We start from the raw sequence: 19329 nt of genomic DNA, 5'->3' as shown, positions 1-19329 counted from the left end.
GATTAGTATAATTAAAAACTCCCCCCATGTATAAAAAATTACTCATTTTAATGGTAGCTTTTTGCACGATTTCTTTTGCGCAAAATAAAGCCAGTTGGTCTGAAATAGACAAACTAAAAGTAAATCCTTCTGAAAAAATAAGAAGAGCTACTTTGCCGTCGGAATATAAATTGTATAAGTTTGATTACGAATCATTTATACAAAAATTAGTAAATATACCTCAAAGAGACACTTTTACTGGTGTTTCAGATGCGATTATTGCTGTTCCGCATCCAAATGGTGAGTTAGTAGCGTACAGAGTACTTGAAGCATCAACATTTGAACCCAGCCTTCAAGAAAAATTTTCAACTATTAGGTCTTTTGTTGGTCAAGGTGTAAAAAATGCTGGTGATGTTATTCGTTTTAGTGTTTCTCCTTACAATGGGTTAAGTGCTATGATACGATCAGTAGAATCTGGGGAGACGTACTTTATTGACCCTTTTTCAATGGATTATAAAACATGTATTGTTTTTCAAAAATCAAAAACTTCTAAGCAATCTGGATTCATATGTTCAACAGAGGATGCGGTTAAAGTTTTTGGTCCTTCTATTGAAAAATCTGGTGCGAGTATTTTAAAAAATGCAGATGATGCCAATTTAAGAAGATTCAGAATGGCACAATCATGTACAGCTGAATATTCAAATTATTTTGGAGCAACAAGTGCTGCTGATGTAGCCTTAGTTATGGCTGCTTTTAACGCTTCTTACACGAGATGTAATGGTATTTTTGAAATGGATTTTAATTGCACTATGCAGTTAATTGCGAATACCACAAATGTAATTTATTATAATGCTGCCACAGATCCTTATTCTGATGGTGCGACTGGTTCTGGAGGAGCTTGGAATAATGAATTAGGAACTACTCTGCAAACTGTTATTGGTAATGCAAATTATGACATTGGTCACCTATTTGGTGCGTCTGGTGGTGGTGGAAACGCAGGCTGTATTGGTTGTGTTTGTTCTGCTGATAACTCAAAAGGTAAAGGATTTACTTCTCCTGGAAATGCCATTCCAGAAGGTGATACTTTTGATATTGATTATGTAACTCATGAAATTGGTCACCAATTAGGAGGAAATCATACTTGGACACATGGAGGTGATGAAGGCACTATAGCTCAAGTAGAGCCAGGTTCAGGTGTAACTATTATGGGATATGCTGGTATAACTGGAGCAACAGATGTGGCAGCTCATTCTATTCCAATTTTTCATGCTGTTTCTATTGAACAAATAACAAATAACATAAAAGGAAAAACTTGTCCTGCACTTGTAAACACGGGAAATGCAGTACCAGTGCCTTCTGCTCCTGCAACAAAAACGCTGCCAATTGGTTCGGCTTTTAAATTAACAGGAACTGCAACAGATGCTAACACTTCAGATGTTTTATCTTATTGTTGGGAACAAATGGATGATAATAATGCTGCAACAACTTATCCTTCAACTACAGCAACAACTGGAGTAGCTTTTCGTTCATATATGCCTGAAAATGCTGGTACAAGATATTTTCCAAGACTAATTGATCATGTATCAAACGGGGTAAATGGCAATCAGTGGGAAAAAGTTCCTGGAGTTGCTAGAACAGTTAATTTTAGACTGACAGTTAGAGATAACAGACCCGGTGGTGGAAATAACGAAAGTGTGAATACTGTTGTAACTTTTGACGCTACAAAAGGACCATTCACAGTTACTTCTCAAAATACTGCCGGAATTAATTACACTCAAGGTTCTACTCAAACTGTAACCTGGACCGTTAATTCAACAAATACTATGACGGGTGCTGCTAATGTAAATATTAAATTATCTACAGACGCTGGATTAACCTATCCAATTACCTTACTTGCGAATACACCAAATGATGGTACTCAAACAGTAACTATTCCTAATGTTTTTGCTCCTTATTGTAGAATTTTAATTGAGCCAACTGCCAATGATTTTTACGCTATTAACACGCAAACATTCGCTATTGGTTATTCTGTTTCAACTATTTGTACTGATTATACAAGAACGTTAACTACAGGAAATGTTATAACAGATCAAACTCCTTTAGCGTATCAAAATTTTGCATTAAACATTCCAGATGATGTTATCATTACCGATGTAAACGTAACTTCAAATGTAACTCACTCTAGAAGAAATCAATTATATGCAGGAATTAATAGCCCAGCTGGAACTTTTGTAGCTTTATTTCAAGATGGAGGGTGTACAAATGCAATTTCAGATTTAGTAGGAACGTTTGATAGTGAATCAGGAACTGCAGCTGCTTGTGGTGCGGATAATATTTTTGGTACGATGCAACCGATTTCAACTTTACAGGTTTTAAACGGACAAAGATCTTTAGGGAACTGGTTGTTTAGAGTGGCAGATGTAACTGTTGATGCTAGAGACGGTGTTTTAAATAGTTTTACTTTTAGAATTTGCTATAAACAAGTATTGGAAACTCCAGTTGCTTGTGGAACGATTACTTCAACTTGGAATGGTTCTGCTTGGTCTAATGGTGTTCCAGTAAGAAATGTTGCTGCTATTTTTGCAGGAAATTATACGTCTACTGCAGATTTAGAAGCGTGTTCGGTTACTGTAAATACTGGAGCTAACGTTACTATCGCTACGGGTCATACTTTAACAGTAGGAGGTAGTGTAGCCGTAGTTGGAACAGGTACTTTGACAATCAATAATAATGCTGCCTTGCGTCAAATTGATGGTAACGCCGTAAATACTGGAAATATAATAGTGAAGAGAAATTCAACAGGCATGGTTCGTTTAGATTATACCGCTTGGTCTTCACCAGTTTCTGGACAACAATTACAAGCATTTTCACCTAGTACAATCGCTACTCGATTTTATGAATATTTATATACTGGAACAACTACCCCAACTGCCTATCAAGCAGTTTCTTCAACAACAAATTTCCTTAAAGGAAAAGGATATATGATTAGAGCTGCAAATGATTGGCCAGTTACTTCAACTGTATTTAACGGTCAATTTACTGGAGTTCCTTTCAACGGTGATGCCTCGGTTAATTTAGGAAGAGGTTTTAATTTATTAGGTAATCCATACGCTTCTCCTATAAATGCCACAAAATTTTTAGATGATAATCCAGCAACAGTTGGTGCCTTATATTTTTGGACCCACACTGTTGCAGCTAGTGGTGGAGTATATCCTGTAAATAATTATGCATCATTTACAAAACTTGGAGGTACCGCATCAGCTGCTGGAGGTGCTATTCCTAATGGAACCATTCAAACAGGTCAAGGTTTCTATGTAAGAGCCTATGATTTTGGAACGGCAAAATTTACTAATTTCCAAAGAGTTAATGCGTCAGTTTCTACACAATTTTTTAAAACGGTATCTTCTGAAGTGCCAACAGCTTCTTCTAATGCTAACAGAATTTGGCTAAACTTAAATGACACTTCCAATAGCTACAACCAAATATTAGTAGGTTATATTGATGGCGCTACGAATGGTGTTGATCAAGCTATTGATGCAGAAGTTTTAGATAAAAATAATACTATGTTGTATAATGTAATTAACGATTCCGAATATGTGATTCAAGGAAAAGGATTGCCTTTTGTTGAAACAGATGAAATCGCTTTAGGACTAAAAACTACTGCTGCTGGAAATTATACGATTTCATTGGAAAATGTAGATGGATTATTTACTTCTCAAAATGTATTTTTAAAAGATAATGTAACAAATAGTATTCACGACATCAAACAAACACCTTATATATTTACAGCTTCTGAAGGTGTGTTTAATGATAGATTTAAAGTCGTTTTTAAAAATGCTGCATCTGGAAATCAATCAGTGAGTGAGAATGATGTTGTTGTAATTTCAAATCAAGAATTAAACGTTCAATCTACAAATGAAAAAATTGCAAGTGTTCTTGTTTTTGATGTGTTAGGTAGAAAATTATTTGAAGGAAATGATATTAAAACAAATAACTATAACATTCCAATTGCAAAACGTAACATGCCTTTATTCCTGGAAATTAATTTAGTGAACGGAAATAAAATTTATAAGAAAATAATGTATTAATTGCAGTATTTTTATTAAATAATTTAAAAAGAGAGGCATTTTGTCTCTCTTTTTTGCTTTTCATCTAATTTTTTATATATTTGGAATCCAAAAACCCCTTAATTTGATAATAAAATGAAAAAGAACTTACTCTTTTTGTTTCTGTTTTTTTGCATTATTTCTTTTGCACAAAAAAAACAACTTAACAAACCCTTTGTACCAGTTCAAGGATTAACTCCTTCTGGACATGTAAGATGTCATACTGAAGAAAACGAAGCAGAATTACAAGCTAAATATCCTAACAGAGCGACAAAAGAAGAATTTGAAGCTTGGATAGCGCCAATCGTTAAAAAAATTAATAAAGATAAAGCTAACGGAAGAGCCGTTCAAGCGATTTATAATATTCCGGTAGTTATTCATATTGTTCACAATGGAGATGCGTTAGGAACAGGTGAAAATATTACAGATGCACAAGCAATTTCTCAAATTACTGTAATGAATCAGGATTTCAGAAGATTAGCTGGAACGCCAGGTGGAGTAAATTCAACAGGACTTGCAGTTGATTGTGAAATTAATTTTTGTTTGGCACAAACTGATCCAAATGGATTAGCAACAACTGGAGTTGTTAGGCACGTAATTGCTCCATATTCTAATACAGTTACCAATGGTGCTGGAGGAGCTGATTGGGAAACCAATGCCGATGTGGAAACCATGAAAACAAATACTCAATGGGATCCAAATAATTATTTAAATATGTGGACCATTCGACCAGGAGGTTTAGCACTTACAAATGGTGGATTACAAGGTTTGTTAGGATATGCGCAATTCCCAAGTGCTTCAGGCTTATCTGGTTTGTCTGCAAGCGGTGGTGCTGCCAATACAGATGGAGTAGTAGCCGCTTTTGATGCTATGGGAACAATTGCCTTAAATGATGGTACTTTTATATTAAATCCAACTTACAATTTAGGAAGAACCATGACTCATGAAGTCGGTCACTGGGTGGGATTACGTCATATTTGGGGTGATGATGTTTGCCCTGCTTCAGGTGGTAATGTTTACACAAATGAAGATTTTTGTGCCGACACTCCAGCAGCAGCAGCAGCAAATTACTCTTGTTCTGTAATTAATTCTTGTACAGCCATCGCTGGAAATGATATGATACAAAATTATATGGATTATACTAATGATTCATGTATGGATACTTTTACTGCTGATCAGAAAACAAGAATGATTGCAGTGATGACAAATTCTCCACAAAGAAACACGTTAAATGCATCAACAGCTTGTCAAACTCCTACACCAATTATTAGATTTACGAATCCAACGGGTTCAGTTAATGAAAATACAAACTGTAGTTTTACCGATGTAACTTTTCCTGTAACTTTAGGTAAAGCAGCTACTCAAAATGCAACTGTAACTTTTAATGTAACGGGTGGAACGGCTACTTTGAATACAGACTATAGTATAGTTAATAGTACGGTAACTTTTCCTGCTGGAACAACAACTACTCAAAACTTAACGGTAAGAGTTTTTCATGATGGAATAGTTGAACCAACCGAAACATTAACTGTTGATTTAACATTAAATGCTAACGGTGGAGATGCTGTTTTGAATAACTTAGCCAAAACAATGACAATTACTATTGTTGATAACGATGTTACACCAACTCCTACTCAAAATAATATTTTAATAAGTGAAGATTTTGAAGATGCAACGGGTTGGACTTTAGTAGACGTTAATGCAGATACTTGGGGATTAGTTGGAGGTACTGATGGCATTGGTACAGCACCGAACACATTAGTTGGAACTGCTGCTTATTCAGAAAAAAGCAGAACACACTTAGGAGGAACAGGTAATGCAACTCCAAATAATTATTTTGTTAGTCCTCAGTTTACTATACCAGCAGGTGCAACTTCTACAACATTAACTTATATTGTTGCCGGATTTGGTGCATTAGCTGGAAATTATTCAGCTTACTTTACAACAACACTAAATCCAACAACTGAAGCACAAATTACTTCTGGTACTATTATTCAAGCAGCAGCAACAATTGCAGTAAATACTTCTACTTTAAGAACAATCAACTTAAATGCTTATGCTGGTCAAACTGGTCATATTGCATTTAGACATAGTAATTTAAATACTGCAACAGGTTTATTGTTATTAGATACAGTAGATTTAGTTTCAGTAACTAATACTAATGTTCAGACTGAAATTAATACGGCTACCGCTTATAACGGTACTATTAATGCTTCAGGAACTTTCCATGTTGTTGATGCTAATAAAGTTGTATTATCTTCAACTAACTCTGCATCATTTAACTATGGTTGTACAAATATTTCAGTAAATAGAAGCCAAACTTCTGTTGGTTCTGGTAGTGCAACATTTATCGATGCAAATGCTGCTAATAAAATTATGCCAAAAACATATACTGTAACTACAGCAAACGATACAGCTACAGGTAATTATTCAATTACTTTATATTGTACTGAAGCTGAAGTTGCTGCTTGGGAAGCTGCCACTGGGAAATCGAGAACGGCCTTACAAATCATTAAAGTAATCAACAATCCGATTTCAACTATCAACGCTTCAAATTATACTAATTATACTATTGAAGAAAAAGCAGCTACAATTGGTGCGTTTGGATCAAATGTAACTTTCACTGCCACTTTCAATACGAATATGTCTGGTGGTTATGCAATTGGTCCAAAAACAGGAATTGTTTGTGGAGATTTAACATCTACCTGGAATGGAACAGCTTGGTCTAACGGTGCTCCATCTAAGGTGACTGCGGTTACTTTTACAGGGAACTATTCGTCTACGGCAGATTTAGATGCTTGTTCAGTAACAGTTAATACTGGAGTAAATGTAACGTTTAATGCAGGACATACTTTAATCTCTGGTAATGCAGTTACAGTTAGTGGAACTGGTACATTAACTATAAACAATAATGCCGCATTAAGACAAATAAATGCGGTAGCCAATTCAGGAAATATTATTGTTAGAAGAAATTCTGCAGGAATGGTTAAATTGGACTATACAGCTTGGTCTTCTCCTGTTTCTGGACAACAATTACAAGCGTTTTCTCCAAGTACATTGCCAACAAGATTTTACCAATATTTATTTACGGGTACAACAACGCCAACAGCTTACCAAGTTGTATCTCCTGCAACAAATTTTGTAGCAGGAAAAGGATATATGATTAGAGCAGCAGACAACTGGCCAGTAACGCCAACTGTGTTTAATGGACAGTTTTCAGGTGTGCCAACTAACGGAAATGTTTCGCAAGCAATCGGAATTGGATACAACTTATTAGGAAATCCTTACGCGTCTCCAATTTCTACAAATCTTTTCTTGGGTGCTAATGCAGCAATTCCAACATTATACTTCTGGACACATACTGCTCCAGCAAGTGGAGGTGTTTATCCAGTAAATAATTATGCTTCTTATACGACTTTAGGTGGTACAGCAGCAGCAGCTGGAGGAGCAGTTCCAAACGGAACAATTCAAACAGGTCAAGGGTTTTATGTACGAGCAACAGCTGCAGGAAATGCAAATTTTACCAACGCACAACGTGTGAATGCATCTGTTTCTACTCAGTTTTATAGAACAGCTGAAAGTGTTGCAACAACTTTAGATACTGAAAAACACAGAATTTGGTTAAACTTAAACGATGCTACAAATAACTATAACCAAATATTAGTAGGTTATGTTAATGGCGCAACAAACGGAATTGACCATGCTATTGATGGAGAAGTTTTAGATAAAGATAACACGATGTTATATAATCTAATTGCCGATTCAGAATATGTGATTCAAGGAAAAGGTTTACCATTCACAGATACTGATGAAATTGCTTTAGGATTAAAAGCTACAACTGCTGGAACATATACAATTTCATTGGAAAATGTAGATGGTTTATTTACAACTCAAAATGTATATGTAAAAGATATTGTAACGAATATTGTCCACGACATCAAACAAACACCTTATACATTTACAACATCTGACGGAGTATATAATAACAGATTTAAACTAGTGTTTACAAACGCTGCTTTGGCTAATCCATCATTTGTTTCAGAAGAAAGCATAGTAGTATTTACTCAAAATGAAGAATTAAAAATTAATGCTTCACAAGAAATTGCTAAAGTGGAAGTTTTTGATGTATTGGGAAGAAACATTTACAAAAACAATACTGTAAATGATAAAATACTAAACATCACTTCAATCGCAAATAGAAACCAAGCGTTATTTGTAAAAATTACTTTCACAACTGGTCAATCGGTTACTAAAAAAGTAATTAAATAAGTTTAATAAATTTTATTTTAAATCTCGATTCTGATAGTTTTCAGAATCGAGATTTTTTTTATACTTAAAATTATCCTAACAATTTTTAAACTTCAAACGGAATAACTATCTTTGCCGCTTATTTAAAACAAAGAAAATGAGCAAATTATTAATTGTAGGAACAGTAGCTTTTGATGCTATTGAAACACCTTTTGGAAAAACAGATAAAATTTTAGGCGGAGCAGCAACTTATATCGGTTTATCTGCGTCTTTTTTTAATGTAGATTCAGCAATTGTATCTGTTGTAGGTGAAGATTTCCCACAAGAACATTTAGATTTATTATCAGAAAGAAACATAAATATTGAAGGAATTGAAATTGTAAAAGGTGGAAAAACATTCTTTTGGAGTGGAAAATACCATAACGATATGAATTCTCGTGATACGTTAGCAACAGAGTTAAACGTTTTAGCAGATTTCAACCCGGTTGTTCCTCAAGCTTACAAAGATGCATCAGTGGTAATGTTAGGAAACTTACATCCAATTGTACAATCTTCGGTTTTAAACCAAATGACTACGCAACCAAAATTAGTAGTTTTAGATACGATGAACTTTTGGATGGATTGCGCCTTACCAGAATTATTAGAAGTTGTAAAACGTGTAGACGTAATTACCATTAATGATGAAGAAGCTCGCCAATTATCTGGAGAATATTCTTTAGTGAAAGCGGCTGCAAAAATCCATACTATGGGTCCAAAATATGTAGTGATTAAAAAAGGAGAACACGGCGCCTTAATTTTCCATAATAAAGATGTTTTCTTCGCGCCAGCTTTACCATTAGAAGAAGTATTTGATCCAACAGGAGCAGGAGATACTTTCGCAGGTGGTTTCTCAGGATATATCGCACAAACGGAAGATGTTTCTTTCGAAAGCATGAAAAACGCGATTATTCACGGTTCTAACTTAGCTTCATTCTGTGTGGAAAAATTCGGAACAGAAAGAATGGTAGATTTAAACAAAGAAGACGTTTATGCACGTTTACAACAATTTAAGTCATTAACACAATTTGACATCAAATTATAAGCACAAAATATGCCTCGAATTTTCGGGGCATTTTTAATACAACTAATAAATAATACAACACAACAACAACTATGAGCGACGCTATTAAACACGAATGTGGAATTGCATTACTTAGATTATTAAAACCATTAGAATACTATAAAGAAAAATATGGTACTGCTTTTTACGGTGTAGAAAAAATGTACCTTTTAATGGAAAAACAACACAATCGCGGACAAGATGGTGCTGGTTTTGCAAGCATCAAATTAGATGTGAAAGCAGGTCAAAGATACATCAGCAGAATTCGTTCGAATCAAGCACAACCGATTCAAGATATTTTCGCACAAATCAATGCAAGAATTTCAGATGAATTAGCGAAAAATCCTTCGTACCAAAATAATGTAGCCTTACAAAAAGAACACATTCCTTATGTAGGTGAATTGTTTTTAGGTCACGTTCGTTATGGTACTTTCGGAAAAAACAGCATAGAAAGTGTACATCCTTTTTTACGTCAGAACAACTGGATGCACCGAAATTTATTAGTAGCTGGAAACTTCAACATGACCAATGTTAAAGAATTGTTTCAAGATTTAGTAGATGTGGGACAACACCCAAAACTAATGGCAGATACGGTGACAGTTATGGAAAAAATTGGCCATTTCTTAGATGATGAAATTACCGATTTATATTTAGAATGTAAAAACGAAGGACTTACTAAATTAGAAGCTTCACCAGTAATTGCAGAACGTTTAAACATCGCCAGAATTTTAAAAAGAGCTTCTAAAAACTTTGACGGTGGTTATGCCATGGCTGGACTTTTAGGTCACGGTGACGCCTTTGTAGTTAGAGATCCAAACGGAATTCGTCCCGCTTATTATTATCAAGATGATGAAATTGTAGTGGTCGCTTCAGAACGACCAGTGATTCAAACCGTATTTAATGTAGCTTTTGAAGATGTAAAAGAATTAGAAGCTGGAGATGCGATTATCGTTAAGAAAAACGGAAATGTTCAATTTGAAACTATCCGTGAAGCAGGCGAGAAAAAAGCCTGTTCTTTTGAAAGAATTTACTTTTCTCGCGGAAGTGATGCCGAAATCTATAAAGAAAGAAAACTATTAGGAAAATATGTTTTCCCAAGTGTATTGAAAGAGATTGAAAACGACATTCATAATTCGGTTTTCTCTTTTATTCCAAATACAGCAGAAACTTCTTTTTACGGAATGGCTGAAGCCGCTCAAAAACACTTAGATGAGCAAAAAGTAAAAGACATTATCGCTCAAAAAGATACCTTAGACGAAAAAGGCTTAAACGCGATTTTAGAAGAGAAAGTTCGTACCGAAAAAATTGCGATTAAAGATGTAAAACTTCGTACGTTTATTACTGAAGATAGTAGCAGAGACGAAATGGTTGCTCATGTTTATGACATCACTTATGGTGTGGTAAAACCAACAGATAACTTGGTTATTATTGACGATAGTATTGTTCGAGGAACTACTTTAAAACAAAGTATCATTAAAATTTTAGACCGATTAAATCCTAAGAAAATTGTAGTCGTTTCTTCTGCTCCACAAATTAGATATCCTGATTGTTACGGAATTGATATGAGTACTTTAGAAGGTTTTATCGCTTTTAGAGCTGCTTTAGAATTGTTAAAAGACACCAATCAATATCATATCGTGGATGAAGTGTACACTAAATGTAAAGCACAACAAGGATTAAACGATACAGAAGTAGTCAACCACGTAAAAGAAATTTACGCACCATTTACAGACGAACAAATTTCGGATAAAATGGCAGAAATGTTAACTTCAAAAGAAGTAAAAGCTGATGTGAAAATTATTTTCCAAAAAGTGGAAGATTTACATAAAGCCTGTCCGAAAAACTTAGGTGATTGGTATTTCACAGGAAATTACCCAACACCAGGTGGAAATAGAGTAGTAAACACCGCGTTTATTAATTTCTATGAAGGTAACGGACAACGCGCATATTAAAAAAAGTGCATTTCATCGGGAATATTTACCTTACAACAACTATTTTATTCTATTAAAATAACTTAATCTACTTTTATATCACCAGAAAATTAGTAGGTTAAGTTTTATGGTAGATTTGGGGCAAAAAGGGTGAAACGAAAGTTTCACCTTTTTTATTTTGTAGACTTTTATGAAATTAGATTTTGGTGTTTTTAAGCCACGGATTTCACTAATTAGCACAGATTTTTTCATTTTTAAGTGTAATCCTTTTATCTTTTAATCTGTGGCAAAAGAAATTAAAAATTACTTTTTAATACCTATTTCTTGTTGAATTTACTAAATTAGCCTAAGAATTAAAACTAAATTCCTCAAAATGGAAAACACGCTTCAAAACACGTATAATTTTATTTTTGAAGAAGCTTTATTGAATGAAATTTCAGAGGCTTCTAAGATTCATGATTTCAAAGAAGGTGATATTATTATTGATTTTGGTGAAAACATTAAAAGCATACCACTAATTTTAACGGGTGCGATTAAAATTTTACGTGAAGATTTTGATGAAGGCGAATTACTTTTATATTTCATAGAAAAAGGCGACACCTGTGCCATGTCTATGCAATGTTGTTTAGGAAAAGCCAAAAGTGAAATCCGCGCCATTGCTGAAACGGACGGACAATTAATATTAATTCCAGTAGCCAAAATGAACGAATGGTTAGGAAAATATGCTACTTGGCGAAATTTCGTGTTCAACAGCTACAACAACCGATTGAAAGAAATGCTAACTACAATCGACCATTTAGCATTCATGAATATGGACGAAAGATTGCTAAATTATCTGTTAGAAAAATCGAAAATCAATCATTCTAACGAAATTCACAACACCCATCAAGAAATTGCCTACGATTTAAATACGTCAAGAGTCGTAATTTCCCGAATTCTAAAAGCCCTAGAAAACAAAGGAAAAATTAAATTGAATAGAGCGTATATTGAGTTGTTGTAAATGAATCTCGCAAAAATGAAAAATAAAATTTTATTAATATTCCTCTTTTTATCGATGCCTTCCTTTTCACAAAATTTGTGTAAAACAGATATTATGAATGAAGAAAAACTTCTTCCAACTAATAAAATTGATGCATTTTTAAAATATGATTTTTCTGAATTGTGGTTACAAACAAACAACAATTTAGTGTATGGAATTCTTGGAGACGATTTTCAAAGAATACAAATAAAGTTGCTTACAATCGAAAAGAACATCAACAATCCAAACGAATATTTTGTCTATGGTAAATCTAGTGTCAAAGAAAATGTTTGTGAATTTGTTGGAAAAATAACGATTCTTAAAATTCAAGAATCTAAAAGAATACATTTTGGAGTGGATGACGAATTTAAAAATTCAGGCATAAAAACACAAGGTTTACTAACTGCGAAATATGAATTCTTCGAAAACAAATTACAATCACATTCTGGTTATTTTACAGGAAATTTAGAAACGAAATGGTTTTTAGATAAAGAGGATAAAATGCAATATGACAATATAAATATCCATTCTGATGGTTATTTCAACAATGCTTTTGTGGGAAGTTGGAAAATGTACCATTCTAAAATTGAAAAGAAATGCCATTGGGGCGATTATAGAGTTCCAAGTGTCGATTGTAGTTTTGATATTGGTGCTGCAGAATTTAATGTTGCTGAAAAATATCATAAAAAGGGCTGGATTGATATAGCTTTAAAAGGCAAAGTTGGTAGTTTAGATATTACTGAGTCTAAAAGTAAAAGTACAGAGGCAATTAAAAATTGGTGGGAATAAGTTTCTCTCAAACTCCTATAACATATTTCAAAACTTTGCGCCTTTGCGTCTTTGCGTGAAACACATTTTACAAAACATTCAAAAACTCAACCACAAAACAAAAATCTCACCTCTGTAACATTTGTAACTGTAGACTATTTCAGTTGCGTTTAAATTTGCTTCATAATTAATCAGATTATGAACAAAATGAAACAACCGATTTTTATAACCACTTTATTATTTTCCGTTTTTGGATTGGCGCAAGACACGCTGACCATTTCTAAAAACGATATTTCTAAGAAAATCTCAGAAAATAATTTACAAGTAAGAATTGCTGAAAAAAACTTTCAGTCGGCAAAAGCAGATTACAACCAATCGAAATCCGTTTTCTTACCGAATATCAATGTGTCGCATACCGGAATTTTAACTACTAATCCATTAATGGCTTTCGGTTCGAAATTAAATCAGGAAATTTTAACCGCTTCCGATTTCAATCCTGCTTTATTAAACGATCCTGCAAGAACTCAAAATTTTGCTACGAAATTCGAAATCCAACAACCCTTAATTAATGTAGATGGTTTTTATGGAAGACAAGCCGCTAAAGCCAAAATGGAAGCGTTTCAACTACAAACCGAACGCACCAAAGAATACTTAGAATTAGAAGTTTCCAAAGCGTATATGCAATTGCAATTGGCCTACAAAGCTGTAACCGTTTTAGAAAAAGCTAATACTACAGGAAAAGCTAATTTGAAATTAGTCGAAAATTATTTCAAACAAGGTATGTTGCAAAAAACAGATTTACTAAACGTGCAAGTTCGTGTAAGTGAAATCGCCAATCAATTACAATATGCGAAGAGTAACGTGCAAAACGCCTCAGATTATCTAGGATTTTTGTTAAACGAAGACACGCAAGGAAAAGTCTACAAGCCTTCAGAAGCTTTAGAAAACACCATTTCAATTGAAGAAATAAACACCTCTTTATCTGAAAACAGAAAAGACATTCAAGCGATGACGAAATCTTCGGAAGCGTATGCGAAAATGTTACAATCATCAAAAATGACATTCTTACCGAGATTAAACGCTTTCGGAAGTTATGAAATGTACGATAAAAACATCCTAGGAACTTCGGCAAAAGGTTATGTGATTGGCGCCCAATTGTCTTGGAATGTTTTCGATGGTTATAAATCTATCGGGAAATTCGAAAAAGCAAAAGCGGAATCTCAAAAAGCTGATGCAGAAAAAGACCAATACACCAAACAAAGTCAGTTGGAAGTAAATAAAACCAATCGCCAATTAAAAGACGCAGAAAACAAAGTCAATTTATCAAAACTAGCTTTCGAACAATCGCAAGAAGCGTACAGAATTCGTCAAAACAGATTCGCGCAAGGTTTAGAAAAAACAACAGACTTATTACAATCGGAAACCCAAATGATTCAAAAAGAATTAGAACAATTGCAAGCCGTTTTCGAATATAATTTCACCAAACAATATTTACAGTTTTTAACGAAGTAATAACAAGAAATATTTAAACAACACAGATTTAAGAAATCCGAGAAATCTAAAAAATTTCTTCTGTTTGTGTTAAAAAAGCGAAAAACATCGAAAATGAAATTATTAAAATTAACATGATTTCTCTAATCTGTGTTCCAAAAGAAAATAAATAACAAGAACAACATCAGTGAAGATTTCTCGAATTTATCCAATCTGTGTTCCAAAAATAAAATTTAAATTATGAAAAAAAATATAGCCATCTTAACCCTTTCCACTTTAGTATTTCTATCATGTGGAAAAGAAGCAAAAGAAGTAACCAATAACGAACCAGCAATTAAAGTGGTAGTAAATGGTTTAGCTACAAACAACTCAGAATTCATCACCGCAAGTGGAAAAACGGAAGCGGAAAGCAGTGCCAATTTAAGCACTAGAATGATGGGTTATGTGACTAAAGTTCACGTAAAAACAGGTCAGAAAGTTGCTGCAGGACAATTATTAGTAAGCATCAACAGTTCCGACTTACAAGCCAAAAAAGCACAAGTGGACGCCTCCATTTTACAAGCGACTGCAGCCTATAATAATGCGAAAAAAGACTACGATCGTTTTGTGAATTTATTTGCACAACAAAGTGCTTCTCAAAAAGAATTAGACGACATGACTTCTCGTTACGAAATGGCAAAAGCTGGTTTGGCGGGTGCGAAACAAATGCGAAATGAAGTTATGGCGCAGTTCTCGTACTCAAATATTACGGCTCCATTTTCTGGAGAAGTGACCAATACTTTCATCAAAGAAGGCGACATGGCAAACCCAGGAATGCCATTAGTTAGTGTTGAAGGTGTTTCTAGAATGCAAGTAACCGTAATGGTTTCTGAAGGCGATATTTCTCAAATTAAAAACGGAATGCCAGTTAAAATTATGGTGAAATCGTTAAACAAAGAAGTGTCAGGTAAAGTTTCAGAAGTGAGTGGTTCAGCCAAAAACACAGGCGGACAATATTTAGTGAAAGTGACTTTAAACTCTAACGATAAAACGATTTTATCAGGAATGTTCGTAAATGTTCAATTTCCAATCGCTAATCAACCCAAATCAGAAACTACTGTAAAAACAGATAAGGTAATGGTTCCAGAAAGTGCTTTAGTAAAACAAGGGCAACTAACAGGAATTTATACTATAGCGAACGGAAAAACTGCCATTTTAAGATGGATTAGAACTGGAAAATCGTTTGGCAATCAAGTAGAAGTTTTATCAGGATTAACCGCTAACGAGCAATATATAGTTTCGGCTGAAGGGAAATTGTATAACGGTGCCAATGTTCAATTAGCCAATTAGTCAATTTTTCAATTAGCCTAATTCTTACATAAAAATATTGGCACATTGACTTATTAAAAATTGACAAATTAATTGAACATCGAAACATTGTTTCATTAAAAAATTAAAATCATGCAAGAAGGTATATCAGGTAAAATTGCCCATTTTTTCATCCACTCAAAATTAACGATTTTGTTAATGGTTGGTTTGATGATTATTGGGGTATATAGTTCGTTCTTAATTCCTCGTGAAGAAGAACCACAAATCGCTATTCCAATGGCGGATGTTATGATTGGCTATCCAGGCGCAAGTCCGGCAGAAGTAGAAAGTCGTGTTATCAAGCCACTAGAAAAAGTATTGTCTAACATCAAAGGTGTAGAGCATTTACATAGTATGGCTATGAACGGTCAGGCGATGATAATTGTGCAGTTTTATGTAGGCGAAGATTCAGAACGCTCGTATGTGAAATTGTACGATGAGTTAATGAAAAACGAAAATATTTTCCCAAAAGGCGTTTACAAACCGATGGTTAAAACTCGTTCTATTGACGATGTTCCGATGTTGGGCGTAACGCTTTGGAGCGAAAAATTAAACGATTTCGAAATTCGTCAAATTGCGGAAGAAGTAACTTCGGAAATTGAAAAAGTAAAAGATGTTGCCATTACCAAAGAAATTGGTGGAAGAACGCGCGAATTAAAAGTTGTTTTAGATAAAGATAAAATGGCGGAAAATGGCGTGGATGCTTTAGGAATTATGCAAATGATTCAAGCGAATAACGGCAGTTCACAATCTGGAAGTTTTGTAAATAACGACAAAGAATATCTACTTACAACTGGAGAATTTTTATCGACTTCAGAAGATGTAGAAAATTTAGTAGTGGGAGTGAATGCGAATATGCCAGTTTATTTAAAACAAGTAGCAGCTGTTCAAGACGGACCAGCAACTCCAAAAAGCTATGTGTCTTTCGGATACGGAAAAGCGAATGAAAAGTATGCGAAAAACAAATCGGAATATCCAGCGGTTACTATTTCTGTAGGAAAAGTAAAAGGTGCGGATGCAATGAAAATTTCGGATAAAATCATTGAGAAAATCGAAACCTTAAAAGAGACGTTAATTACAGATGATGTTCATGTAGAAATCTCTAGAAATTACGGAGAAACCGCTTCTGATAAAGTGGGCGAATTATTAATGCACTTAGGTGTGGCGATTATCGCGGTAACGCTATTAGTAATGCTAGCGATGGGTTGGCGCGGTGGTTTAGTGGTTTTCTTTTCAGTGCCTCTAACATTTGCCTTGACGTTGTTTGCTTATTATATGTTGGGTTATACCTTAAACAGAATTACACTTTTCGCTTTAGTTTTCGTGGTGGGAATTGTAGTAGATGACAGTATTATAATCGCCGAAAATATGCACCGACATTTCAAAATGAAGCGCTTACCGTTTAAACAAGCTGCGATTTATGCGATTAACGAAGTAGGAAATCCAACCATTTTAGCCACATTTACTGTAATTGCTGCTATTTTACCAATGGCTTTCGTATCAGGAATGATGGGACCTTACATGAGTCCGATGCCAATTGGTGCTTCCATAGCGATGTTATTGTCGTTGTTTGTAGCTTTAACGGTTACGCCTTATTTGGGTTACCATTTATTACACGAAAAAGAAGAGCAAGAACACAAAGCCGAACAAGGTTTAGAAACGTCTTGGATTTACAGATTGTACAATAAAATTGAACGTCCGTTTTTAGAAAATTCTACGAAACGTCGAGTGATGTTAGGAATTACGGTGGTTTTATTAGCAGGTTCTGTATTGATGTTTTTTACGAAATCAGTTTTAGTAAAAATGTTGCCTTTCGATAATAAAAACGAATTCCAAGTGGTAATTGATATGCCAGAAGGAACCACATTAGAAAGAACTGCTGCAGTTACTCAAGAAATCGCACAATATTTAACAACGGTTCCAGAAGTAGTGAATTATCAAAATTATATTGGAACATCTGCACCAATTACATTTAACGGATTAGTTCGTCATTACGATTTACGTGGTGGAAGCAATATGGCGGATATTCAAGTGAACTTATTACACAAAGAAGATAGAGATTTACAAAGTCACGATATTGCAAAAGTGGTTCGTCCAGAAGTGCAAAAAATTGCAAAAAAATATGGTGCGAATGTCAAAATTATTGAAGTGCCACCAGGACCACCAGTTCTGTCAACTTTAGTTGCGGAAATTTACGGACCAGATTACAAACAACAAATTGAAGTAGCCAATCAGGTAAAAGGAATTTTAGAAAAAACGACTGATATTGTGGATATTGATTGGTATGTAGAAGACAATCAAACGGAATATAAATTGGAAGTCGACAAAGAAAAAGCGATGTTGAACGGTATCGCACCACAACAAATTGTTGGAAACTTGACGTATTTGTTAAAAGAATATCCGATTTCAAATTTGTACGATGAAGATTCAAATAACAGCGTAGGAATTGTTCTTTCTTTAGATGACAAAGACAAAACGTCGCTTCAAGACATTCAGAATTTAAAAATTAAAGGCAGTCAAGGCAATGTAGTTCCAGTTTCGGATTTGGTAAAAGTGAAAGAAGCTATTTTACAAAAAACAATTTATAGAAAAGATCAAAAACGAGTAGTTTATGTAACAGCTGATATGGCGGGAGATTTAGAAAGTCCGGTATATGCGATTTTGGGAATGAACGAAGAATTGCAAAAAATGAAATTACAAGCTGGTTATAAAGTCAACGAATTGTACATGGAACAACCTTCAGATGAAAGTGATTTTACGGTAAAATGGGATGGAGAATGGCAAATTACTTTAGAAGTTTTCCGCGATTTAGGAATTGCATTTGGAGTCGTAATTGTTATTATTTATATGCTGATTGTAGGTTGGTTCCAAAACTTTAAAACGCCAATTGTAATGATGATGGCCATTCCACTTTCATTAGTAGGAATTGTTTTCGGACACTGGTTGTTAGATGCTTATTTCACCGCAACTTCTTTCATTGGAATGATTGCTTTAGCTGGAGTAATGGTACGGAATTCCGTCTTACTTATCGATTTTATTGAGATTAGACTAAATGAAGGCGTTCCATTAAAACAAGCCATTATTGAGGCCGGAGCGGTAAGAACTACTCCAATTTTATTAACCACAGGTGCGGTTGTAATTGGAGCCTTAATTATATTATTCGATCCAATTTTCCAAGGATTAGCCATTTCATTAGTATTTGGAGCTATTGTTTCTACCGTATTAACTTTAATTGTTGTACCCATTATTTATTACATCACGGAAAGAAAAAAATGGGAGAAAAAGCGTGTTGAGGAATAAACACGTTGTCAAAATTCAAAACAAACGTAAAATTTAACCTGC

9 protein-coding genes are annotated in these 19329 nt (G+C 34.3%); all 9 read left to right on the top strand.

The features are described 5' to 3' along the window. Positions 1 to 26 precede the first annotated feature (26 nt). Positions 27 to 4067 (top strand): reprolysin-like metallopeptidase, encoded by a 4041-nt coding sequence (locus UEQ13_RS12825; RefSeq protein WP_329806730.1) that lies wholly within the window; start codon positions 27 to 29, stop codon positions 4065 to 4067. A gap of 114 nt (positions 4068 to 4181) precedes the next feature. Beyond that, positions 4182 to 8354 carry a T9SS sorting signal type C domain-containing protein gene (locus UEQ13_RS12820; protein WP_329806729.1) on the top strand — a complete coding sequence of 1391 codons (4173 nt, stop codon included), beginning with the start codon at positions 4182 to 4184 and terminating at the stop codon, positions 8352 to 8354. Positions 8355 to 8490: 136 nt separating this feature from the next. Then, a complete protein-coding gene (locus UEQ13_RS12815; RefSeq protein WP_329806728.1) occupies positions 8491 to 9414 on the top strand; it encodes a PfkB family carbohydrate kinase in 924 nt (307 codons plus the stop codon). A 71-nt stretch (positions 9415 to 9485) separates the two neighbouring features. After that, on the top strand, positions 9486 to 11384 hold the full coding sequence (locus UEQ13_RS12810) for an amidophosphoribosyltransferase (protein ID WP_329806727.1): 1899 nt from the start codon (positions 9486 to 9488) through the stop codon (positions 11382 to 11384). Positions 11385 to 11736: 352 nt separating this feature from the next. Next, the gene (locus UEQ13_RS12805; RefSeq protein ID WP_329806726.1) at positions 11737 to 12363 is read left to right on the top strand and encodes a Crp/Fnr family transcriptional regulator; all 627 of its coding nucleotides are present in this window, start codon (positions 11737 to 11739) and stop codon (positions 12361 to 12363) included. Between the two features lie 93 nt (positions 12364 to 12456). After that, the gene (locus UEQ13_RS12800) at positions 12457 to 13170 is read left to right on the top strand and encodes a hypothetical protein (RefSeq protein ID WP_329806725.1); all 714 of its coding nucleotides are present in this window, start codon (positions 12457 to 12459) and stop codon (positions 13168 to 13170) included. A gap of 186 nt (positions 13171 to 13356) precedes the next feature. Then, positions 13357 to 14661, top strand: a complete 1305-nt coding sequence (locus UEQ13_RS12795) for a TolC family protein (protein WP_329807238.1) — start codon at positions 13357 to 13359, stop codon at positions 14659 to 14661. Positions 14662 to 14880: 219 nt separating this feature from the next. After that, positions 14881 to 15969, top strand: a complete 1089-nt coding sequence (locus UEQ13_RS12790; RefSeq protein WP_329806724.1) for an efflux RND transporter periplasmic adaptor subunit — start codon at positions 14881 to 14883, stop codon at positions 15967 to 15969. 111 nt (positions 15970 to 16080) lie between these two features. Next, a complete protein-coding gene (locus UEQ13_RS12785; protein WP_329806723.1) occupies positions 16081 to 19287 on the top strand; it encodes an efflux RND transporter permease subunit in 3207 nt (1068 codons plus the stop codon). The last annotated feature ends 42 nt before the right edge of the window (positions 19288 to 19329 follow it).

It is taken from the genome of Flavobacterium facile, from assembly GCF_036321945.1.
GTDB classification, from domain to species: domain Bacteria; phylum Bacteroidota; class Bacteroidia; order Flavobacteriales; family Flavobacteriaceae; genus Flavobacterium; species Flavobacterium facile.
The sequence above is the reverse complement of the archived record's forward strand: the minus strand, read 5'-3'. Positions and strand labels throughout refer to the sequence as shown.

Excerpts from the sequence above, each read along its gene's own strand:
- UEQ13_RS12825 (WP_329806730.1), top strand. The coding sequence starts at position 27 with ATGTATAAAAAATTACTCATTTTAATGGTAGCTTTTTGCACGATTTCT.
- UEQ13_RS12820 (WP_329806729.1), top strand. The coding sequence starts at position 4,182 with ATGAAAAAGAACTTACTCTTTTTGTTTCTGTTTTTTTGCATTATTTCT.
- UEQ13_RS12815 (WP_329806728.1), top strand. The coding sequence starts at position 8,491 with ATGAGCAAATTATTAATTGTAGGAACAGTAGCTTTTGATGCTATTGAA.
- UEQ13_RS12810 (WP_329806727.1), top strand. The coding sequence starts at position 9,486 with ATGAGCGACGCTATTAAACACGAATGTGGAATTGCATTACTTAGATTA.
- UEQ13_RS12805 (WP_329806726.1), top strand. The coding sequence starts at position 11,737 with ATGGAAAACACGCTTCAAAACACGTATAATTTTATTTTTGAAGAAGCT.
- UEQ13_RS12800 (WP_329806725.1), top strand. The coding sequence starts at position 12,457 with ATGAATGAAGAAAAACTTCTTCCAACTAATAAAATTGATGCATTTTTA.
- UEQ13_RS12795 (WP_329807238.1), top strand. The coding sequence starts at position 13,357 with ATGAAACAACCGATTTTTATAACCACTTTATTATTTTCCGTTTTTGGA.
- UEQ13_RS12790 (WP_329806724.1), top strand. The coding sequence starts at position 14,881 with ATGAAAAAAAATATAGCCATCTTAACCCTTTCCACTTTAGTATTTCTA.
- UEQ13_RS12785 (WP_329806723.1), top strand. The coding sequence starts at position 16,081 with ATGCAAGAAGGTATATCAGGTAAAATTGCCCATTTTTTCATCCACTCA.